Raw genomic sequence first — 22,307 nt, forward strand, 5'->3', positions numbered from 1 at the left:
TGATGACTGCAGCGATATCGCCGCTCTGTTTTGGCATGCCGGTGGAAAGAAGAGCCGGGTGCTTTGGCAGCGCCGTGACGGGCGTGCTGGACGGCAAGACCCGTCAGCGGCTGCGGAACGATGTGGTGCTGCTCGTATTGTCGGGGTTGCAGACGGTGCTCGGCCGTCAGCGAGAGACGTATCCGTTTATCGATACGAAATTCGATCTGGTGACGGGGGCTGATTTCGCTGCGGATGATCCGTTGCGGGGACCCGGGACGGTTTATACGTGGATCCAGGGAAGGGGACTGGAAGCTCTGGCTGGTCACTTGCGGTGGGCGGAGCAGGAGTCGTCGATTGACGCCGATCTGCGAGACTTGTTGTCACAAAACATCCGGCCGCTGCTGCACCGGGTGGTGCGGAGCATGGAGGCGGCGCGGGCGAGCAACGGCGGACGACTGCCGTTCATGATGACTCCGGAGGGACGTGCATTGACCGTGGAGACCGTCGGCCGCGTGGTGGCGGCCGATGAGGCGGCGGGAAGGGGAGGGGAACAAGGCGAGGCGCGGGCCTGTTCGTTGAGCGACCTGTTCTACGCCAAGGGGCTGATGGCGGCCGCGGATGTGCTGGGTGAAGCGGCCTTGGCGGACGAGGCCGGGGCGTTGCTGGAGGACGTGGTGGCTGATTTGCGCGCGGGGCGGTTCCGTTTCGGTCAGGTGGCGCTCGATCCGAAAAATCCGGTGCAGGAAGTGCCGGGGCGTTTTTCGCATGCCGGTCGCATGATCGGAATTGGCGCCGCCACCGTGTTCTGGCGCTGCACGGGAGACGGGCGTTACCGCGATTTGGGGCTGGAGTTTGTCCGGTGGATACTGGAGCGGCATGTGCAGACCGGAGCGACGGGCAGAAGTGGCGCGGGCGTCCCGCCCGCATCCGAAGTGGCACGGCCATCCTGGCCGTGGACGGATCAGCAGCAAAACGCCGCCGGATTGTTTCCGGTCTCTGCGGAGAGGCAACACTCACGGGCAAGGATGCCCGTGCCACGCCAGAATCACGGGCTGGAAGCCCGTGCCACGTCAGAAGCGGGACGCCCGCGCCACTTTTCGGAGGGCGATTTCTGGGAGTTCACCGGTACGGACGGCGCACCGTGGGCGACGCCGGAAGGCCGCGTGTGGTCTGATCCCGGGCACGCGACGGAATTTGCCGGACTGGCTTTCGCGCATCTGCACGAAACCGGCGTCAGGGATGCCCCACTGGAGGCACGCCTGCGTTCGGTGTTGCGGCAAAATTTTGCCAACGGTTTTGCCGGGTCGGGCATCGTCAAGTCTTTCGATCTCCGGGCGCGCCGGCCGATCAACACGGACAGGCCTTGGTGGTCGTTGCCCGAAACGATGCGCGCGGCAGCGCTCGGCGCGCTGACGCTGGATGCGGCCGATGACGGTGAGGCCGCGGTGGAACGCCGGGCGCTGGAATCGGTTTTTATCCAATGCTGGAATGCGTTTGCGGAGCATTTTGTGCAGCGCGAACGCGGTTTGCTGGCGGTGCAGTGCCTCGACGCAGAGGGGCGCGTGGCCCGGGCGATCCCGGCGACGCCGGACGCCGACCCCGGGTATCACACGGGGTTGAGCCTGATCGATTGTCTTCCGTGGCTAGATACGGAGAGGAGCACGGAAGGGGAACTGTTCTGAATACGACCATGAAAACGGCATTTTCTTTTCAGATTCTGATCGCGGCACTCGCCTGGGCGACGGTTTTATCGGCAGCAACGCCGAAGGGCAGAGAGGCAACCCGGGCGCTCTCGGTTCGCGCGGAGCAGGCGACGGCGCTTTACGAGCCGGGTCAGCCGGTGACGTTTGTCATCCGGCTGACGGACGCCGGCACGCCGGTGGACGGGGAGCAAGTGACCTGGACGCTGTCGAAGGATGGCGTGGCGCCAGTCCGGACCGGTATCGCCACGGTCGCAAAGGGGGAAGCACGGGTAACGGGCACTCTGGATGAGCCCGGCTTCCTGCAATGCCGCGTCGAATCGCCGGCTTCCTTGGGCAAAGGGAAAAACGTGACGGCGCTGGCCGGCGCTGGAATTTCTCCGCGCCTGATCAGGCCGAGCCTGCCGGCGCCGGTGGATTTCGATGCTTTCTGGGATGAACAGAAGGCGGAACTGGCCGGAGTGCCGGCCAACCTGCGGCTTTCGCCTGCCGCCGAGGCCTCGCCTGTCGCCGGCGTCGAACTGCTGGACGTGCAGGCCGATTGTGCGGGCGGGACACTTGTATCCGGTTATCTGGCACGCCCGGCCGGAGCGAAGCCACGGAGCCTTCCGGCGATTCTCACGCTCCACGGCGCAGGTGTGAAAGGAGCGATGCGCAATGTGGCGGCCGGCTGGGCGAAGGACGGCCTGCTGGCGCTCGACATCAACGCGCACGGGCTGCCCAACGGGAAACCGGAATCGTTCTACCAGGCGCTGGCAAAGGGCGAGTTCGAGGACTACCGGCTGCGCGGACGCGAGTCGCGGGAGACCGTTTACTTTCGCGGCATGTTCCTGCGCGTGGTACGCGCGCTCGACGTGCTCGCCGCGCAGCCGGAGTGGGACGGGAAACATCTGGTCATCTATGGCACGAGCCAGGGCGGCGCGCAGGCGATTGCGGGCGCGGCGCTCGATCCGCGGGTGACATTCCTCGTCGCCGGCGTGCCGGCGATGTGCGACCACTCGGGCATGGTGGCCGGACGCGTGGCCGGTTGGCCGAAACTGGTGCCAGTGACGCTGGCGACTGACGCCGGAAAACCGGGCATCCCCGATCCGGCCGTGCTGGCGGCGGCAAGGTATTACGACATGGTCAACTTCGCCGCCCGCATCCGGGCGCCCGCGCAGTTCACGGTGGGGTTCATCGACCGCACGTGCCCGCCCACCACGGTCTACGCCGCCTTCAACGCGGTGCCGGGGACGAAGGCGATTTTTGACGACATCGGCGCCGGCCACGAAAACACACCGGAAGCCAAACAACGCATGCGCGCCGCCGTGCGCGCCCACGCCGGCCTCATCCGGAAATAAACGGTTATTTATTGATCTGCATCGTTATAGATAAAAATGATGACACCGGCAAAAAAGTATAACCTGCGGCTGGAAAACAGCTTTTATTCCGGAGGGCAACTCGGGCAGACTGGGACCATGTCATCCAGAATCAATCTTGCGTCGGTGGCCCGGGAGGCGGGCGTGGCGGTGTCGACCGCGAGCCTGGTGCTCAACGGCAAGGCGGCCACGGTGGGCCTCGCCGAGGAGACGATCCTGCGCATCAAGCTGGCGGCGGAAAAACTCGGCTACACGCCCAACCACAACGCCCGTTCGTTGCGCCTGCGCCGCTCGGGCATGCTCGGGCTGATTCTCTCCGGCCTCTCGCGCACACCCGCCCAGTTGCTGTCCGGCGTGCGACAGGTGCTCGACGGGTCGGGGCAGGAGATGGTGCCGCTGCTGGTGAGCCACGATTACGACAACGAACGCGAGCACAAGGAACTGCGTTTCCTGATGCGCAACCAGGTGGAGGCGATCATTGCCACGCCGATCGGTCCCTGGGCGAAAAACTACGCGCCGCTCGTTTCCAGCGGCGTGCCGGTGGTGTTCGCCGTGCACGGGCTGGCCGACGCGCCGGACAACATTTCCGGAGTTTATCTCGATTCGGAGGGGATGGCGCGGGAAGGCGTTCATCATCTCGCGGCCGGCGGGGCGAAACGGATCGCGTATCTGACCTGGGATTACGGTACTCCGGTTTCCCGGGAAAAACTGGCCGGCGTGCAGCAGGCGATCATCGAAGCCGGGAAAAAAACGACGCTGGCCGGAATCTTTTCGCAACCGCCGGGCACGACATTCGAGGCTCCGCTCGCGGCGCTGTTCGCCAATCCGAAAACCGCGCCCGATGCGCTGCTCTGTAATCCTTCCTCCGTGGCGACGAATTGCCTGGATTTCCTCGACCGGGAAAACATCTCCGTTCCGGACGACTGCGCCCTGCTTTCCCTGAACGATCACGAGATGTTCGATACCGGCCGCCTCCCGGTGACGGCAGTCGGCCAGGACAACGAGTTTATCGGACGCCGCGCCGCGCAGATCGCGCTCGGGCTGATCGCGGCGAAGCGGCCGCAGGTCGTCTGCGAACGTCACGCCTGTTTCAACCTCATCCAGAGGGCGACCACGCGGCCGCCCGGCTGATCCGCATTTCCCATGATCTCATCCGCATCCGACCTGCATTCCGGTTTGTCCGCCAGCGGCGCGACGATGAAGGCGCCGGCCCCGGAGCGACCCGTCCCTGTGCTGGTCGCCCTGTCCTCTGCCGAGCGCGCGCGTTTTTTCCCCGACGACCTGACACGGGCCGATTATCCCGTGGCGATCGACTGGCATACGATGCCCGAGAAACTTTCCGCACCGGAATGGGCGGCGCTGCTTTCCCGGATCGATCCCGAGGTGATCGTGGGCGGGTGGAAAATGCCGCCGCTGGCCGGCGAGATGGTCGGGCGATGCCCGTCGTTGCGCTACCTCTGTTATGTGGCCGGGTCGGTGCGCAAGAAGGTGGATCGCTCCTTCATCGAGCGCGGCGGGGTGGTGAGCAACTGGGGCGACGCAGTGGCGCCTTCCGTGGCCGAATGCGCGCTCATGCTCACGCTGATGTGCCTGCGCCAAGCGACGCGGTTCGCCCTGGATCTCCACGTCGATCGCGGCTGGCGCACGCCGGGCGCGCCGTTGCCGCTGGGCCTGTATCGCCGGAAAGTCGGCATCCACGGATTCGGGGCCGTGGCGCGCGCGCTGCTCCGGCTGCTGGCGCCATTCGGGGCGCAGATCGAGGCATTTTCGGAGCCGGTGCCGGAAACGGTTTTTGCGGCGCACGGCGTCCGCAAGGCCGCAAGCCTTGCCGCGCTCTATCGCGAGAATGATGTCGTCATCGTCGTCGAGGCACTCACGCCGTTGACGCGCGGCAGCGTGGACGCCGCGATTCTCGCCGGCCTTCGTCCCGGCGCGGTGCTGGTCAACGTCGGCCGCGGCCCGATCATCGACGACCCGGCCCTGGAAAAACTGGCGGCGCGCGGAGAGGTGCAGATCGGGCTGGATGTCTTTGCGACCGAGCCGCTGCCGCCCGCCTCGCCATTGCGCGGCCTGCGCAACGTCACGCTCCTGCCACACACGGCGGGCCCGACGATCGACTGGTATCCGCTGTGCGGGCGGCGGGCGCTGGACAACCTGCGCGCCTGGCTCGCAGGCGGGACGCCGCCGGACGCCGTTTCGCTGCAACGGTATGATGTTTCCACCTGAGCCGGGAAAGGGAGACCTCTGTCCGATGTAAGAAATCCCGAAAAAATTCTTGATCTGATAATCTGAAACGTTACAGGTTTTATCCGCCTCCTGTTTTCCCCCTGTTCCATCATCCATCGTCTCCGGTCCTGCGACCGGGTCGCACACGATCTGCTTTGCGAATTTCTTCCGGCGGTTGACCGCCGGGTTTTGTCACATCCTCTTCTCGCCGGAAAACTGTCACACTTATGGAAAGACTCTTTGATCATCGGCTGCTTCCGTTCCTTTTCGGTGGCGGTTTTCATCGGACGGGAGATGTGCGCCTGCCGCCTCGGCGAACTGGTTTTGCCCGGCGTGGCGGTGAGGCTGTCGCTGTCCATGTCCGGGTACCCGGAGTGGTTCGAAACCCGTCTGCAAAAATGAGCATTTTTATGCTTTCTGCTCCCGATTCGCGAAGACCCCGACTGCTGGCATCGTTTTTGCTAAGAGAACTTCGCTGGCGGACTGACCTTCGCACCCGACTTTCGCCCGGAGGGTAAATCCGGTTTTTCTTACGAGGCTTCTGCAAACCAGCCGACACTGCGGCGAAAAACAAAAACAACCAAATCCGAACAAATCCTGATCTAAAATCTAAAACGTTACAGAAACTGATAACCTTATGATTCCTCATACAACAAAACCAACAGGCAGAATCCGGAAGACGTTTGGTGCTCTTCTTCTGATTTCCGGAGCCTCCATCTCCGTGATACGGGCGCAGGTGACCAATTATGAATGGGCTTCCGCCACAGACGGTGACTGGGAGACCCGGACCAACTGGAGTCCCGATCCCGGAAGCGCAGCCATCGGTACCAATGCCGCAACCCGCTTTGACCGGGTTACGATTTCGAAAGAGGTGACGGTGACAAGAACGGGAGACATCCGGTTCTACACGAGCGGCACGCCGACAGGAACCAAAACGGGCTCCTTCAACGCGCTCACCCTGAGCGGGAATGCAAGGCTTGACGTGACGGGCGATGTGCAGATCAGCAGTTCGTCGGGAGGCTATACCCGTAATGCTCTTGTCGAAACGGGCAGCATCCTGAATATCGCAGGAACCCTGAGCACGGGTGTGCAAAATGCCACGGGAGTAACAAGTCGCTGGGATATTCGGGGAAGTGTCACCACTGCGAATTTTGCAGGACAACAGAGCACCAGTGCAAACGATGGAGTTAACGGCGGATATATCCTCAACATTGACGGAGGCAGTTTTACCGTGACGGAAACTTTCGACTGGAGGGTCACCACGGGAGCCCGCACGGACCTCACCGGGCAGATCAATATTTCCGGTGGTGGTACTGTGTTTATAAATACGATGAACGAGGAGTGGGCGTTTTCGTCGCAACAGTTCGTCAATTTCGGGGATGGTACGGGAAGTCTGACATTTGGAAAAACCAATTGGGGAGAGGAGAGTCTTGTACGCAGTCTGATTTCAAGCGGTCATATCCGCTTGGACAGTTCCGTGCAAGGCCAGCTCGATCTTGCAGACAATGGCGACACCTGGACCATTTCAGTTTCGACCATTCCGGAACCTGCGACTGTCGCCGTGCTGGCCGCAGCGATATTACTTGTTTACGCCGCAACGAATCGCCTCCGAAACCCCGCTCACACTTCCTGACTACGTTGATATCATGAAAAACGACAATATTGGACGGGGATGCTTCGAACTATATCCCGGCGTTCCATCGCGAGAAAATTGGATGCGACTGCGAGTTTGTCGCCTGGTTGGCAAGAGACCGGCATTCCGGTCGACATATGGCGGCCATGGCCGCGAGGGATTCACCTTGGTGGAATTGCTTACCGTAATCGTGATCATCGGCATACTCGCCGGTATTCTGATCCCGGTGGTCGGCACTGTCAGGAAAAAGGCCAGAAGCGCCCAGTGTCTTTCCAATCTTCGCCAGTGCGGCGCGGCCCTTCTGCTGCATGCCTCGGAGAACAGGGGAGTGATCAATTACAAGGCGGGCGGCAGTGGAGGAATCGGCAACATATGGACCGGATTTGTTGCCAACTACGTGGTGTCGACGGCCGTCAATTATTCGACCATGCCGCGTAATCCATCGCTGGATATCCTCTATTGTCCATCGTATTTCCCCTTCCGGCATGACCCGGAGAATTCGAACTGGCAGTGGGATTGCTATGGCGGTTATTTCGTCTCCACGAGTTCGTCGAAGCGAACAAGCGTAAGCGAGGGCGGAAGCACATGGACGAGCCACCAGATCAATCTGGCCACGCTCGACTCGCCTTCCCGGTATCCGATCCTCATGGACAGCATTACACCCAGCCTGGACAGGCAGCGGATGAACATCACATCGCATACCGCAAGCAGCAGTGCTCCCTCCGTCCATATGCGCCACGGGAGCCGCGCCAACACGGTTTTTTATGATGGCCATGTCAAGGCACTGGATGCCGTCTCGTTGAAAGACACCGGGTTTGTCAGCGGCTACGACGAAGACGTCAAACTTGTCACTTTTTAACCCAGGCATCCCCTATGTGCAGGTGTTAAGACAACAACGGGCGCGCTCGCGCCCTGCTCCGGCCGAGTGTGAGCGCGCACCGGTTGCCCCTCTCTTGCAAAACTTCCTTTTCAAATGCCATTCCCCCCTCTCCACAAGCTGCGACGCTGGCCGCGCTTCCTGATTCCCGGTTGCGCCGTGTTGTCCCTTGCGGCTGCCGGTTTCGACGTGGACACCTCCCCCCAGCCCGAAAAGCACCCTCCGGAGGTCCCGGTCGAGGGGGAACGCGTCAGCGTCAATCCTCCCTCGATGGTCTGGCGTGTGGACAAGCGGGCGGCTTCGTATGGGGTGGAGTTTTCTCCGGACCGCTCGTTTCCGGAGGACAGCCGGCTCATCCGTGTGGAGAATATTCCGTATTCGTTCTATAACTATTCGTCGCCGCTCGCTCCCGGACAATGGTTCTGGCGCTATTTCGTCAAAACGGCCGACGGGCGTCTCTCCAGACCCGGCCCGGTGCGTTCTTTTATCGTGCCGCCCGATGCGGAGGCATTGCCGCTGCCGGCTCCTGCCGATCTGCTGGCGCAGATGCCGGCGCACCCTCGCGTCTTTGTGACTCCGGCCACGCTCGCCGCCTTCCGCTCCCGTCGGGAAGGAGCTTCGCACGATGCCTGGGAAAGCATCCGCGAAAAGGCCGACGCCCTCCTCGCCGGCAAATCCCCCGTCCTGCCGCGCACGCGCATCCCGCTTGCCGAAGCCGAAATCAAACACTCCTCCGTCTCGATCAGCCAGTCGTGGAAAAAAGGCGACCCGATCCGTCGTCAGGTTTTCTGGCTCGATGCCAAAGGCGCCGCCTGGTGGACGCCGGCGTTTTCCTACGTGGACCTCGCCAACTCCGCGAACAAGGCCGATGTGCTTTCACTCGCGTGGCTCATTTCCGGCGATGAACGCTACGCCGAAGCCGCCCGCAAATGGCTCGATCACGTCGCACAGTTCCGCATCGACTGGCACCTCGATCCGCAGACACGCGCCGGCCACGATACGGTCGTTTACGCCTACGAGTATGGCCTCAAGGCCGCCGCCCTCGCCTACGACCGGCTTTACGACCGGCTGACGCCCGCCGAACGCGCCGCGATGATCGCCCACGTCGAATATCACGTCGAGTCGGCCGGCATATGGATTCGGGACAAATCGCTCGTTCACCTGAACTATCAGTCGTCGCACGTGCAGCAGTGCATGCACGCGTTGCTCACCACCGTCCTCGCCACCGCGAAAGATTCGCCGGCGATCGACAAATGGGTGGCGTATATCGTTCCCCAATACGTCAACCGCATCGCGTGGACGAGCGAAGACGGCGGTTATTTCGAAGGGCAAACCTACGGGCACAAGTTCGCCATGATCCTCGAAGGACTGGCGGCCATCCGCACGGCTTGCGGCATCGACCTTTTCCGGCAGCCCGCGTTGCGCAATGCCGGCCCGTACTGGCTCTACGCGATGAACCTCAACTACTGGTTCAATCACTGGGGCGACAACTACAGCCTGATCTGGCCGTGGGCGAATCCGCGCGATGCGTACATCTCCGGTTTTCTCGCTGCGATGACCCATGATCCTTACGTCAAATGGTACGCCGATACCGTCCTGACCGATCCGGAAAACATCCCGTTCTACTACATCTCCGGCCAGGCTCCGGCGGCGCGTCCGCCGGTGGATATTCCCCAGGCGCGGGTGTTCCCGCTCACCGGCACCGTTACCGCCTACGACCGTTTTTACGACCACCAGGGCGCCCGCGTCTTTTTCCGGAGCAGCCCGTGGGGCGCGCACAGCCACTCGCACGCCGACCAGAACGCCTTCGTCATTCACGCCGGCGGCGAGATCCTCGCACCGGATACGGGCTACTACACTTACTCGGGCGATGTCTATCACCAGCAGTGGAGCAAGTCCACGGTCGCCCACAATTCGATGCTCGTGAACGGCAAGGGCCAGCCGCTCAACATTGGCGCAAAAGGCAGGATCACGGAATTTTTCCACGGCGGGCGGTTCACCTTTTTCGTCGGCGACGCATCGCAGGCTTACGAGAAACCGCTCGAAACATTCAGGCGCGCCCTGCTGTTTGTCCGGCCCGGCACGTGGATCGTTTACGACGAGCTCAAGGCGGGCGAGCCGTCGAAATTCACATGGTTGCTCAACACGTTCGAGCAGCCCGATATCTCTCCCGACACGCGCCGCATGGTGGTGCGGCAGCAGGCGATGCGCCTCGGTGTCGAACATCTGCTGCCGGAGGCCATCGGCTACGAAACCGGCAACAAGCGGCCTTACCCGCTGAAAACGCAGGGGAAGATGTGGTCGCGTTTCACGGAGGCGTTTCCGCAGCCGTGGCACACCGAAGTGACGAACGCCACCGCCGTCCGCGATACGGCGTTCCTGGCCCTGCTCCAGAGCTGGCGCGAACCCGACGAGGACGACACGGGCAACACGAGCGGCGCGGCGTGGCAGGCGGACGTGACGATCAATACGCCCTCCACCGTGGGCGCCGTGCTGGGTGCAGTTCCAGACGGAGGGGCGGCGTCTCCGCCGCCGGAGGCGCTCCAGCGCGCCCCGAAGTCTTCCGGGCTCGCGTTCGATTCCATCAGCGGGGACGCCAGCCGCTCCGTAGTGCTTTTCCGGCGGCAGCAGGCCTCCGGCGTGCCCGCCGATGCGTCCGCGATCACCGGCGGTGGCGTTTCGGCGCGGGCGCAGGCCGCCGCCGTGTTGCCGGATGACTGGATGCTGGTGCGCGGGACGCGCCTTGCGTCCGCCGAACGCCTTTTGTGGGAAAGCACCGCGCCACTGAACGTCAGCACCAGCTTTTCTTCGCCCGGCGCGGCTGCGCTGGTGCGCGTGGACGGCCTGCCGTCTTCCGGCGCTCCTGTTTCGGCGCGCCTGGCGTTGCCGGCCCGCCCCTCGCGCATCCTCATCGCCCCGTCCGAAAAACCGGAGCAGGCCCGCCCGCTCTCCTTCACCTGGGACGCGACAAAAGGTGTGGCCGTTTTCTCCCTGCCGGGTCAGTCTGCCGCCGCTGCGGCTTCACCGACAGTGCTGTGGATCGACCCTGTGGTGGACATCACCCGCCCGCTCTCCCCCGCAACACTGGAGGTGAAAGATTCCGGCGGCTCGCATGACATCGCCTTGCAACCTGCCTGGGCGGAAAACGGTGGCGTGGTTTATCTTGCCGAAACCTCCGTGCGCGACCCCGGCCTCTATACGCTGGACGCCAGCGCAAGCCCGGATTCCGGCGCGACTGCCGCGTCGGCGTCGCCCGTGGAGTTTTTGATGCAGGACCGCTGGGAACCGGCAAAAACCGCGCGCGGGCCGGGACCGGCGACGGGCACGTTGCGCGAGGGCACCTGGATCTTCGTCCACGCGACGCCGCAGGACACCGCGCCGCGCTTCACCGCCGCGCTCGTGCAGGCGCACCCGCGCGGGCAGATCGACAACCTGCTTCGCAACGGAAATTTCGAGGAAGGCAGTCCCGGCTACCCGCCGCGCGGCTGGACGTTTCCCACGACCAGTCGAAAGGACACGCCCGGCTGGGGTGAATGGAGCCAGCAAGACCCGGCGGAAGGCAAATCGTGCCTCCGTTTTTACCGGGACAAGGATGCGCGCTCGCTGGTCAGCCAGCCGATGCGTTTGCTCGGCGGTGGCGAGTACCACCTGCGCTTTCGCACGCGTGGCGCCGTGCGCGGCGCGTACATCCTCGTTGAGGGCGCGCGCGGACGCTCCGGCAAGGTGAACATCAACCCTTCGCCGGATGCCTGGAGCACGCAGACCGCGTCGATCGCCCTCGTGCCGGGTTACACCACCCTCACCATTGTCTTTCCCGCCGGCCCCGAAGCGGAACTCTGGCTCGACGACATCCGGTTCGGAAAAATCCAACCCTCGCAACAACCATGACCATGATTTGTCCGCTCACCCAAAAACTCCGTTCCGGCATCTTCGCTCTGGCAACCTTGGGCCTCGTCCTGTCCGTTCGCGCGGCCGGGATCGGGGAGCAGCACGATGTGCCCTATCTCGATGCAGACCGGCAGGAGACACTGGATATCTACCTGCCCGCTCCGTCGCCGGGCGGAGCCCGGCGCGCGGGCGTCGTCTGGATTCACGGCGGCGGCTGGTCAGGGGGGGGCAAACGCGACCGTCGCGAGGTGTCTGTAAGCCGCGGTCTCGCGCAGGCCGGCTTTGTGGTCGTTTCCGTCGATTACCGGCTCGCCATGGAGGAGCTGCCGGGCTGGCCGGTCGCGGTGCAGGATTGCAAGAACGCCGTCCGTTTCCTCCGTGCCCATGCCGACAAATATGGCATCGATCCCGCCCGCATCGCCGTGGCGGGCGGCTCTGCCGGCGCGCACCTCGCGCTGATGGTCGCCTACACGGCCAACGATCCGGCGCTCGAGCCCTCCTCGCCGTATCCCGGCGTGAGCAACGAAGTCGGCGCCGTGGTCGAGTTTTACGGTATCACCAATCTCCTTACACGCCAGAGAGTGGACAAGCAGGGCAATCCCACAGGGCAACTGGCAGGCGGCAGCTCGACCAGATTCACCGGCAAGACGCGTGCCGCCGGCAGCGACACCTGGCGCTACGCTTCGCCGGTTTCCCATGTGCGCCGCGATGTGCCGCCAACCCTCATCCTGCACGGCAAACAGGACGCGACGGTGGACTACCCGCAGGCGCTCGAACTGGCCGACGCGCTGAAAGCGGCCGGGGCGACGTACGAACTCGTGATGCTGGAAAAAGCCGGCCATACCTTCGACCTCACACATTGGGGAAAGCAGCCGCTGGAAAAGGACCTCACGCCGCTGGTGGTCGGGTTTCTGCAAAAACACCTCGGTGAAAAATAGAATGAAGAATCCCGGTACAAGTCAGGGGGGTTGGAGCGGCGGCGTCCCGCCGCCGGACGGGATAGTCCCGCAGGATCGGGCGCGCTGGCGCGCGTCCGGCGGCGAGGACGCCGCCGCTCCGACAAGCTGCAGGATGCACCGTTTCCGAATTCACTCATGATTCCTCCTGCGCCTGCCACTGACATGCCTGCCGGCCAATCTGTCACCGCAGCCTCCTCCGCGCCGTCAATGCCGGAGCCGGCGAAGGAGGCTGGCCCGTCGTCGGCGAAAACCTGGAAGATCGGCACGCTGACCTACACGTCGGCGGGGCTGGCGGCGTTGTTTTGCTGGCTGTTGTTCGGCGACTTTGCGTGGTCGATGCGCGATCGCTCGGTGGGGCCGATGTCGGCGTGGTACCTGAAGCAGCTCGGTGTGCCCAATCTGCTGTTCGGGCTCATCATCAGTTCGTTTCCGGCGCTGATCGGGCTGATTCTGGTGCCGGTGATCAGCGTGAAGTCCGACCGGCATCGCGGACGGTGGGGACGGCGGATTCCGTTCCTGCTCGTCACAACGCCGATCGCCGCCTTCGGCATGCTCGGGATCGCGTTCACATCATTTCTCGCCCGGCAGGCTCATGGTTTTTTCCCGGACGCGAGCGAGATGGCGGTGGCGGTGATCTGCTTTGGCGTGTTCTGGGCGGCGTTCGAGTTTGCCTCGATCACGGGGCAGGCGGTGTTCAACGGGCTGATCAACGACGTGGTGCCGAAAGCGATGCTCGGGCGGTTCTTCGGGCTTTTCCGCGCCGTGAGCCTGATCGACGGTATCATTTTCAATTACTGGATCATGGGGCATATTCCCACCCACTTTACCCTGATCCTTGCCATCATCGGCATCTTCTACGGAGCGGCTTTCCTGTGGGTGTGTTTCAAGGTAAAGGAAGGCGACTACCCGCCGGTGGCCTCCGGGGTGAGGGCGGATGGAAAGAACGGAGTCAAGGGTGCGCTGGCGAGCAGGTTCGCGGGTGTGCGGCAGTATTTTAGGGAATGTTTCACCAATCCGTACTACGTATCCGTTTTTGTGATGCTGACGACGGCGGCGCTTTCGTTCGGTCCGGTCAACACGTTTGCGATTCCCTATGCGCGCAGCCTCGACATGAGCATGGCGGCTTACGGGAAATGCCTGGCACTGACGTTCTGCATTTCACTTTTCCTGTCGTATTTCATCGGCTGGCTGTCCGACGTGTTTCACCCGATCCGGGTGACGATGGCGGCGCTGGTCGGCTATGCGGCGATCTCGGTGTGGGGAGCGCTGTTTGCGAACACCGCGGAGGCGTTCGCGGTGGGGTTTGTGCTGCACGGCACGGTGTCGGGCGCTTACGTGACGAGCGCGGCCTCGCTCGGGCAGCGGCTGTACCCGCATTCGCGATTTGCCCAGTTCGCTTCGGCGGCGGGCGTGTGCCTTTCGCTTTTCACGATGGCGCTGGGCCCGGCGGTCGGCGTGGTGATCGACGTGTCGGGCAACATCTATCGCTACACCTTCGCCATCGGCGGGTGCCTGACGTTGGTGGCGCTCGGCGCGGCGGTGTATGTTTACGGCAAGTTCATGAAGCTCGGCGGACCGAAGGGCTACACGCCCCCGGAGTGAGCCGGGCGGCCGGCGTCGATGGAATCGTCGCCGGCGAGCATGCGCTCGACGGACTGCCAGGCGAGGAGCTGCATGCGGGGGAGGTGGAAGCAGCCTTTGTACATCGTTCCCTTGACCCGGGTGGAGAGGGAGCCGTCACGATGGAGGTAGCCGAACCATTCGCCATGTTTGCTGTCGGGAAAGTGCGAATACGTCCAGTCATGGACTTTTGCATGCCAGTCGGCGAAGCGGGGTTCGCCGGTCAGTTCGGCGGCGAGGAGCGTGGCGATGACGGCTTCGTTGTGCGGCCACCAGAATTTCATGTCGTGCCAGTATTCCGTGCAGGGGAGGCCGCGGGCGTCGCGAAAATAGAAGATACCGCCGTGTTCCCGGTCCCAGCCGAGTTCGAGCGACCAGTCGATGATCTGCGCGCCGAGGCGGACGAGATCGCCGGCCTCTTCGCCAGTCCGCCGACGCTGCCGCGCTTCCTCGAGGATAAACCAGCCGGCCTCGATGGAATGGCCGGGGTTGACGCAGCGGCCGTCGAGGTTGTCGATAAAGCCGCCGTCAGGGGAGACGGTTTCGAGGACGCAGCGGAGTTCCGGTTTGACGAAGTCGGTGGTGATTTCCCGGATGCACTCGTCGATGAGTCGCTCACACTGCGCGGTGATCCGGGAAGAGACGCCGGTGTTGGCAGCCCGGCTGTGCTTGCGCAGCTCCTGCGCGGTGACGAGCAGGATCATGGGCATGGCGAGACCTTTCATCGGACGCGTGGCGGGATCGGTTTTCGGGGGGAGCGCGCCGGGTGTGCGGTGGCGGTGCAGAACCTGTTCGAGAAGGGCGGAGGCGTCCCCGATTTTTTGCGGCTCACCGGCGGCGCGTCCGAAAGCCGCGAGGGCAATGATGGCGAAACATTCGGAGAACTGGTAGCGGCGTTTGCGAAGCGGACGGCCTTCGCGGGTGACGGAGTAGAACATGCGGCCATCGGCATCAAAGCAGTGACGTTCGATGAACTCCACGCCGCTGCGGGCCCAGGCGAGCCATTCGGAGCGGCGGAGGAAAGGAGCGGTTTCGAGAAAAGCGGTGGCGAGCGTCCAGGCCATGCGCCCCTGGAACCAGACGGATTTGTCGGTCTGGAGCAGGGAGCCGTCCTGGTCGAGGCAGGTAAAATAGCCGCCGTATTCGGCATCGACAGCCCGGGGAAACCAGAATGGCAGCGTGTCGGCGAGGAGTCCGTCGCGATAGACGTTGCGGAGGTGCTCCAGGCGTTCACGGGAGAAAGGCACGGGAAGAAGGGCGGCAGATATGGCAGCAGGCATGGTGAATTTGTAGTGACAAATTTATCAACAGGATCTACCTGATGAATCGCGGCAAGGACTCAATCCCGAATTCGGAAAACGCGGGCGGGGTCTCTGTCCCGACCTGCCTATGAACGCTCTCCTCAGTATCTACCTGAAAATGATGGTCCTCTACACCCCCTTTTTCGGGTTGTCGTGTTTTCTGGCGCTGACGCGGGACCGCGGGCTGGCGGAACGCCGGCGCATGGCCTGGCAGGTGGCACTGGCGGTGCTGGTTTCCAGCGTGGTGCTGTTCCTGTTCGGGCGGATCATCTTCACGCTTTTCGGGATCACGGCGGACGCGTTCCGGATCGGGGCCGGGAGCGTGTTGTTCCTTTCGGCGCTGGGCATGGCGCAGGGGAAACTGTCGGTGGAGGACAGGGAGGGGGTGCGCGGGATCGTTATCGTGCCGCTGACCATTCCGTTGATCGTCGGGCCGGGGACGATCGGCGCGTTGCTGGTGATGGGGGTGAACCAGACGTTCGAGGTGCGGATGGTGTCGCTGGCCGGCATCGCGCTGGCCGGGGCAACGATCGGACTGATGTTGTTTCTCTCGGACCGGATCAGCCGCCTGCTCGGGCCGCAGGGGCTGCAAATCCTGGGCCGTCTGACCGGGCTGTTTGTCTGCGCGCTGGCGGCCCAGATCATTTTCACCGGAATACAGGGCTATTTCCCGATGACGGCAGGGAGGTAATGGCAGGAAAGGACGCGCTTTCAGGCCCCGTCGTGATTCCGGCGTCCGCCCACAGCGGCGTGTAGTCGAAAACGCGTCCGGTATCCTGGGCTTCATCGACCCCGAAACAGCTCACCGCGGCGCGCAGTCCGTCGTCGAGAGTCGCCAGAGGCGGCGCGCCTTCGGTCATGGCAAGGGCAAGCTGCCGCGCCATGTGGTCGTCGCCACCGTAGTGCCCGAGGCCGGTCTCCCGGTTGAGGTCGATGATCACGGGTTTCGTATCGAAGCCGATTTTTTTGTATTCGATCAGGCCGGTACAAGCGTCGGCGCGCAGGGAGCCTTCGGCGCCGAGCAGGTAAAGACGGCGCTCGGTCAGGGCGGCGTTGCAGTTGGTGTGAAAGGTGGCACGCGCTCCGGACGCGTACTCGAGGATGACAACCTGGTTGTCCACAATCGAGGCGCCCTCGGAAAACGGGTCTTCCGGCGCGGCGTTTTCCACGGTGCGGTAGGCGGGTTTGCCGTCCTTGTCGGAGCCGAGACGCTCGGCGAAATGGCGGTTCCCGGGGCGGAAGAAATCGCGTCCGCCAAAGCTCGCGGCCCGTACCGGAAGACTGCCGGTGAGCCAGTTCACGATGTCGAAATCGTGACAGCATTTTTCGAGCAGGTGGGTGCCGGCGCGGTCGCGGTGACGCCGCCAGTTTCCGTGAATGTAGCCGCCGTGGTTGAAGCCGAGCGTTTCGTTGAATTCGAAGGAAATGAGGCGTCCGATCGTGCCGGCGTCCAGCAGTTCCCTGACGCGCCGGTAAAGGCTCGTGTAGCGGAGCACCAGGCCGAAAAAGAAACGCCGTCCCTTGACCGGGTCGCCAGCTTCCGCGTCGCGCAACGCGTGCCGCATGCGCAGGCAGTCGGTCAGCGTGGTGGCGAGCGGTTTTTCGCAAAACACCCGCTTGCCCGCCCGGAGCGCGGCCACGGCCTGGTCGGCATGGACGTTGTTCCACGAACCGATCATCACCCAGTCCACCCCGGCTTTTTGCAGGAGCGTATCCGAATCCGGATACAATTCCGTATCCAGGCGGAGTTCGCGCCGCATCCGCTCCATCATGGCGGGGGAGGGATCGGCGAGGGCCGTGACGGTAATGAGGCCGGCGGAGGCCGCGTCCGCCTTGAGCAGGTTGCCTGCCACTGCCCGCATCCGGGATCCGCAGCCGATGATCCCCACCCGGACCGGTGTGGCCGGGGGGCGGATTGTGTCCGGTGAGTGTGAAGAATGGTTCATTTCGTGAGTATAGACTGGCGATTGTTGGACCAAAATGGCTGTTCTGGTGAAAAACATACCGAAACCGATGCTCTCTTCCGCGAATGACTCCTCCCGCCTGGCCGATGCCTGCCGACGCCTGCCGGCGCCCGAAAGCTATTTCGACGGCGTGCGGCGAACGCGGGCGGACCTGCCGGACAATATCCTTCTGTTTCAACGTGATGCCGGCCACCGGCGGACGATGTCGGGAATCGGCTCGCGCGCCAGGGTGCGCGACATCCATCACCGCCACATCCTGATCACCAGCTTGCGGGGCGAGGGACGGGTGATCGTCAACGGCCGGGCGCACGTCGTGCGGCCGGGGCGCTGTGTGCTGGTCCTTCCGTATCAGTTTCACCATTACTCCCGGTTGCCCGCCGAAGGGTTTTTGTGGATGTTCGTGACTTTTGACATCGACCGTTTGCCGAAGGCCTTGACCGAAGGGGCGGTGCGCAAGGTCCCCGAAGGATTTGAGCGGGAGCTGCTGGCTCTGGCGGATGTTTTTCTGGCAGCACGCGGCGAAAGGTCCGCAGTGAGGGGGGACGATGCCGGGGACGTGCTGTCATGGCGGCTGGCCCTGCTGCTTTCCCTGCTGGCGAGCGGGGGCAAAAAGGTGCGGGCGGAATCCCTCCGGCGCTCGGCCGGGGCGGAGCAGCTCCTGATGCGGGTGCATGCCATCGTCAGCGCGAATTTCGACCGTCATCTGACCACGGAAGAGATCGCCGGGAAAGCGGGCGTCTCGGAAAGTCATCTGAGGTCGCTGTTCAGAAAGGCGGCAGGCATGGGGCTGGGGCGGTTCCAGCGCACCCTGCGTTTGCAGCATGCGGCGATGTTGCTGACCCGGGGCGGGCTGACCGTCGCCGGGACGGCGGAGGCCTGCGGATGGGATACGCCGTTCTCTTTCAGCCGGGCCTTTCGCAAGTTCTGGGGACGGCCGCCGAAAAAATTCGGCCGGTGAGTGTCGGCCCGCCCGACAAACTCTCCACTTGTAGCTACATTAAAAAATGGATTCAGTTGGCCGGCATATGAAAAAAAACGACACCTCCGGACAGGCATCGGGGAAAAATGAAAAGTCCCGGAACTCGGCCAAGCATGAGCTGGTCGCCTCGGTGTTGCGGAAGGAGATTCTTGAAGCGGGCATCGCTCCGGGGGCGCGGCTCGCGTCGGAGGGCGAGTTGTGCGAACGTTTCAATTCGAGTCGGGGCCCCATCCGGCAGGCGCTGGCGACGCTGGAGCGCGAGGCGCTGATCTATCGGGTGCAGGGGGCGGGAAGTTTTGTCGCCGAGCGCAAGGAAGGCGAGGGAGGGCATGGACGGAAGCGGCAACGCATCACGGTGGTGCTGGGTTTCGGCACCGACGCGGTGGCGGTGGGCGTGGGCGCGGAGCTGATCGAGGGGCTCAACCGGGCGCGGCGCGAGATCGCCCCGCGGGCGCAACTGGCCTTCGAATTCGGCTTCGAGCATCTGGAGAGGTTTCTGAACGCATCGCCGGTGCAGATCCAGGCGGAGTGCGACGGACTGCTGGTGCTGCCGGTGAGCGATGCGGACATGGAGTTGACGCGCATGCTCGTCTCCCGTCGCGTGCCTGTCGTCGGGTGTTTCCGCAAGGTGGAGGGGGCCGACATCCCGCAGGTTTATATCGACCAGGACGAAGGCGCGGTCCGGGCAACGGAGTTCCTGTTGCGGTACGGGCACCGGAAGATCAGCCTGCTCACGGCGCTGGGGGAAAATTACGAGCCGCGCTACGATGCGGCGCACCGCCTCAACGGCTACCGCGCGGCCTTCGACCGGATGGGCGTGCCGGTGGATCGCACGATGCTGGTGGAGTCGACGCTGTCGATGGATTCGGTGATGACGGTGGTCACACAATTGCTGGAACGCCCGCCGGGGGAGCGACCGACGGCGCTGATGGTGGGCGGCATCCTGTTGCTGGCGCCGTGCCTGGTGGCGATTCACCGGCTGGGGCTGCGCGTGCCGGAAGATCTGTCGGTCGTGGCATTCGACGATTCCCAGCACGCGCAGTTTCACGCGCCGCCGCTCACGGTGGTGAGCCAGCGCGCCGACAAGGCGGCGCGGGCGGCGTTGAAAGTGTTGCTCGACCGGATTGCGGGCGGCGCGGGCGAAAACGTGCAACTGGCGATCAAGCCGGAGCTGATCCTGCGCGATTCCTGCCAGCCGCTGTGAGGGGAAGGGCAGAGGGCGGGGGAAACATCCGATTTTCATGTCGATCATTTCACAGTTCAGCCGTCCTGCGTATGAAAATACCGGGCGGGATCACGGATTGCGTCCGGTAATCCCGACGGAAACACGAACGACTGCGGCAGAGACGTGGGAGCGGGCGTTGCGTCCGGCCCTGCGGCGCGAGTGGCTGGCGCGGCTGGGCGCGCCGTCGTATTCGCGAGGAGATTACGATCCGGCCGCGGAGCGGATTTCGGAGCAGGAGGAACCGGAATTTCGCCTGGAAGTGTATCGCCAGCCGACCGGGCCGGGCATGGCGCAGATCGTCATCGTGCTGCACCCGCGATTTCCGGCGGGCGGCGGCGCGGGTCCGAATCCTTGCGCGGTGGTGCCGTTTTATCACGCCGAGCGGTCAGCCGGATTTGTCGTCGGCGGGGCGCGACGCGGAGGCCGGCTGGAGCGCGATGCGGACCTGCGCGAGGTGGTTCCGCTGGGGCTGCATCTGGTGCGTCTGGGGCTGACGGTGGCGTGCGTCGAGGCTTTTCCCTTCAACACGGTGGAGGCGCCGCCGGCGGCGGAGCTGGAGGCCGATCCGTTTGCGTGGTGGCGCGCGGCGGCGGCGCGATTGCGCCGGGACCAGCCGGCGTGGACGGGGCTCGGGCGACTGGTGCACGACACGTCGCGAGCCGTGGATTTGCTGCTCGCGCAACCGGGCATCGATTCCGCCCGCGTGCTGGCGACGGGGCACTCGCTGGGAGGGAAAATGGCGTTCTTCACCGGAGCGCTCGACGAGCGCATCGGCGCGGTCATCGGATCGGACTTCGGTCTGCCGTGGCGATCGACCAACTGGCACGAACCCTGGTATCTCGGCGACCGCGTGCCGGCGGACGACCACGGACCGGCGCTGCACGAAGTGCTGGCCCTGCTGGCGCCGAGGCCGTTTTTCCTCGTGGCGGGCGAGACCGACAACCGCGAGAGCTGGCAATACCTGGAGGCGGCGAGGCCCGTGTATGCGCTGTCCGGGGCCGGGGAGAGGATTGGTTGTATAGATCATTCTTCCGGCCATGCGCCCCCGGTTGCGGCGCTGGAGGTGGCTTATGCGTGGCTGGGCGAAATCTTTGGCCTGCCCGCACGGCGCTGGCGGGCGTGAGGCGCGGGCGGGCGACGGGCTTCCCTTTACCGGGTCCCGGTTGACGGGCGATGGCCGGTACCGCTCTCGCAGGATGGGCAGGGGCAGGTTTGCAGTGTCATCCCGTTTCTTTGCAGGGACCACTTGACATTCATAGGTTTTAAATTGTAACTACAAAAACAGTACCGAGTCATTCACCGGTTCTGGTGAATTACCTTCAATTTATGAGTTACAGCATCCTGGTGGAAGAAACAGCGAGTGTGGATCTGGTGACGGGTCCGGGCGTGGATGTCCGTGAACGGGCTCTCGAGGCAGCCCGACGCGGGCTCGATTTTCTGGTCAGGCACCAGGAAACCGACGAGGGCAGCGCCGAGCACGGACGTTTTGCCTTCATTTACGATTGCGCAAAAAACGCCGTCCTTTGCCGGACAACCAACTGGACGACCGGCGTCGCCGTGGAGGCGCTGTTGACCGGCTACCGGACATTCGGGGATGCGCACTACCTGGAGGCGGCGAGGCGCGGGGTGGGCTATCTGTGTTCGTTGCAGGAATTTTGTCCGGCGAAACCGCGGCTTTCCGGAACGTTTCATGAGGAAACCCCGCAGACGCCGGTGTTCCATCCGCGTGATGCGCTGACCGCGGCCTGGGCGCTGCTCGACTGGGCGGAAATTGCGAGTGACGACGAGGCGCGTTTCCGGGCAAAGGCCTACGCCGACTGGATGATCGCGCATGGCATGGACGGCGGTTATCCGCGCTGGACGGTGAGCTTCGGGACGTTCGACGCCGCGCCGCGCTGGTATGGCTCGTTTCACAGCGGCAGCGCGTTTTTCTTCGCCCGGATGTATTCGGTTACGGGTGACGACAGGTATCTCGCGACGATGCGCCGGATTCTTGATCTTTACAACCGGCTGATGCTGACTCCGGAAGGGCGGGTTCATGTGATCGTGGACGTCGCCCGGAAGACGCCCGTGGGCGACGCGGAGGCGACTTACGGAGAAAACTCGCAATTCGTGCCCGTGGGATGGATACGGATGCACGAATACAACGACGATTTCGGCGCGCTGGCAAATGCCGAGGCCTGGCGGCTGACGGGCGAGCGCGGTTACCTGGAGGCGGCGGAGCGGTTCCTGCGCCACATGATCCGGATACAGCGGGAAGACGGCGGATTCGGGCCGGGCGGGGAAACGGGATTTTCGGTGCCTGCGGCGGGCGGTAGCGTGCTGCTGGAAATGCTGGCGGCCCGCGCAACAGGGTCGGAATTGCCGATGGAGGAGGCCATCGCGCGAGCGGCGGAGTATGTGCTGGACTTGCAGGTAAACCGTCCGGGGGAGCCGGCGGACGGGGCGTTCCGTGGCTACACGAACGACTACACGCTCGACCCGAAAATCTGCAACATTCGCGCAGGAGGCTACGCCATCCTGTCGCTGCTCCGCCTGGCCGGAGCCACGGGGCCGGTCTATTTTCCCGATGTGAGGTAACCGGCGGCGTCCTGC

17 protein-coding genes are annotated in these 22,307 nt (G+C 63.8%); 15 read left to right on the forward strand and 2 right to left on the reverse strand.

What is annotated here, in order from left to right; genetic code table 11:
* Positions 1 to 2 precede the first annotated feature (2 nt).
* From OPIT5_24570 to OPIT5_24615, 10 genes are all read left to right on the forward strand, one after another.
* On the forward strand, positions 3 to 1,664 hold the full coding sequence (locus OPIT5_24570) for an N-acyl-D-glucosamine 2-epimerase (protein AHF92892.1): 1,662 nt from the start codon (positions 3 to 5) through the stop codon (positions 1,662 to 1,664).
* Between the two features lie 8 nt (positions 1,665 to 1,672).
* A complete protein-coding gene (locus tag OPIT5_24575; GenBank protein AHF92893.1) occupies positions 1,673 to 3,022 on the forward strand; it encodes an acetyl xylan esterase in 1,350 nt (449 codons plus the stop codon).
* A 39-nt stretch (positions 3,023 to 3,061) separates the two neighbouring features.
* Complete coding sequence (locus tag OPIT5_24580; protein ID AHF92894.1) at positions 3,062 to 4,171, forward strand: LacI family transcriptional regulator; 1,110 nt, start codon at positions 3,062 to 3,064, stop codon at positions 4,169 to 4,171.
* A 12-nt stretch (positions 4,172 to 4,183) separates the two neighbouring features.
* Complete coding sequence (locus OPIT5_24585) at positions 4,184 to 5,266, forward strand: hydroxyacid dehydrogenase (protein AHF92895.1); 1,083 nt, start codon at positions 4,184 to 4,186, stop codon at positions 5,264 to 5,266.
* 240 nt (positions 5,267 to 5,506) lie between these two features.
* Positions 5,507 to 5,668: a hypothetical protein gene (locus tag OPIT5_24590; GenBank protein AHF94741.1), complete on the forward strand. Its 162-nt coding sequence runs from the start codon at positions 5,507 to 5,509 to the stop codon at positions 5,666 to 5,668.
* A 319-nt stretch (positions 5,669 to 5,987) separates the two neighbouring features.
* The gene (locus tag OPIT5_24595) at positions 5,988 to 6,899 is read left to right on the forward strand and encodes a hypothetical protein (protein AHF94742.1); all 912 of its coding nucleotides are present in this window, start codon (positions 5,988 to 5,990) and stop codon (positions 6,897 to 6,899) included.
* A gap of 82 nt (positions 6,900 to 6,981) precedes the next feature.
* Positions 6,982 to 7,758, forward strand: coding sequence for an N-terminal cleavage protein (locus tag OPIT5_24600; protein AHF92896.1), 777 nt, complete (start codon positions 6,982 to 6,984; stop codon positions 7,756 to 7,758).
* A 114-nt stretch (positions 7,759 to 7,872) separates the two neighbouring features.
* Positions 7,873 to 11,664, forward strand: a complete 3,792-nt coding sequence (locus OPIT5_24605) for a heparinase (GenBank protein ID AHF92897.1) — start codon at positions 7,873 to 7,875, stop codon at positions 11,662 to 11,664.
* Positions 11,661 to 12,602, forward strand: a complete 942-nt coding sequence (locus OPIT5_24610) for an esterase (GenBank protein ID AHF92898.1) — start codon at positions 11,661 to 11,663, stop codon at positions 12,600 to 12,602. Before OPIT5_24605 ends, OPIT5_24610 begins: the two co-directional genes overlap by 4 nt.
* A gap of 156 nt (positions 12,603 to 12,758) precedes the next feature.
* A complete protein-coding gene (locus OPIT5_24615; protein AHF92899.1) occupies positions 12,759 to 14,225 on the forward strand; it encodes an MFS transporter in 1,467 nt (488 codons plus the stop codon).
* Here OPIT5_24615 and OPIT5_24620 read toward each other — a convergent pair.
* Positions 14,207 to 15,490, reverse strand: coding sequence for an N-acylglucosamine 2-epimerase (locus OPIT5_24620; protein ID AHF92900.1), 1,284 nt, complete (start codon positions 15,488 to 15,490; stop codon positions 14,207 to 14,209). The two genes, OPIT5_24615 and OPIT5_24620, sit on opposite strands and share 19 nt — an antisense overlap.
* A 142-nt stretch (positions 15,491 to 15,632) precedes the next feature.
* Here OPIT5_24620 and OPIT5_24625 point away from each other — a divergent pair, with 142 nt between their 5' ends.
* Positions 15,633 to 16,235, forward strand: a complete 603-nt coding sequence (locus OPIT5_24625) for a membrane protein (protein AHF92901.1) — start codon at positions 15,633 to 15,635, stop codon at positions 16,233 to 16,235.
* Here OPIT5_24625 and OPIT5_24630 read toward each other — a convergent pair.
* Positions 16,192 to 17,490, reverse strand: a complete 1,299-nt coding sequence (locus OPIT5_24630) for an oxidoreductase (protein AHF92902.1) — start codon at positions 17,488 to 17,490, stop codon at positions 16,192 to 16,194. The genes OPIT5_24625 and OPIT5_24630 overlap by 44 nt on opposite strands.
* A 34-nt stretch (positions 17,491 to 17,524) precedes the next feature.
* Here OPIT5_24630 and OPIT5_24635 point away from each other — a divergent pair, with 34 nt between their 5' ends.
* The 4 genes from OPIT5_24635 (at position 17,525) to OPIT5_24650 (ending at position 22,292) form a co-directional block, all read left to right on the forward strand.
* Complete coding sequence (locus tag OPIT5_24635; GenBank protein AHF92903.1) at positions 17,525 to 18,466, forward strand: AraC family transcriptional regulator; 942 nt, start codon at positions 17,525 to 17,527, stop codon at positions 18,464 to 18,466.
* Between the two features lie 67 nt (positions 18,467 to 18,533).
* The gene (locus OPIT5_24640; GenBank protein AHF92904.1) at positions 18,534 to 19,691 is read left to right on the forward strand and encodes a GntR family transcriptional regulator; all 1,158 of its coding nucleotides are present in this window, start codon (positions 18,534 to 18,536) and stop codon (positions 19,689 to 19,691) included.
* A gap of 37 nt (positions 19,692 to 19,728) precedes the next feature.
* Entirely contained in the window at positions 19,729 to 20,835 is a 1,107-nt protein-coding gene (locus OPIT5_24645; protein ID AHF92905.1) for an acetyl xylan esterase, read from the forward strand.
* A gap of 185 nt (positions 20,836 to 21,020) precedes the next feature.
* Positions 21,021 to 22,292, forward strand: coding sequence for a hypothetical protein (locus OPIT5_24650; protein ID AHF92906.1), 1,272 nt, complete (start codon positions 21,021 to 21,023; stop codon positions 22,290 to 22,292).
* Positions 22,293 to 22,307: the final 15 nt, after the last annotated feature.

The organism is Opitutaceae bacterium TAV5 (assembly GCA_000242935.3).
Classification (GTDB): Bacteria; Verrucomicrobiota; Verrucomicrobiia; order Opitutales; family Opitutaceae; genus Geminisphaera.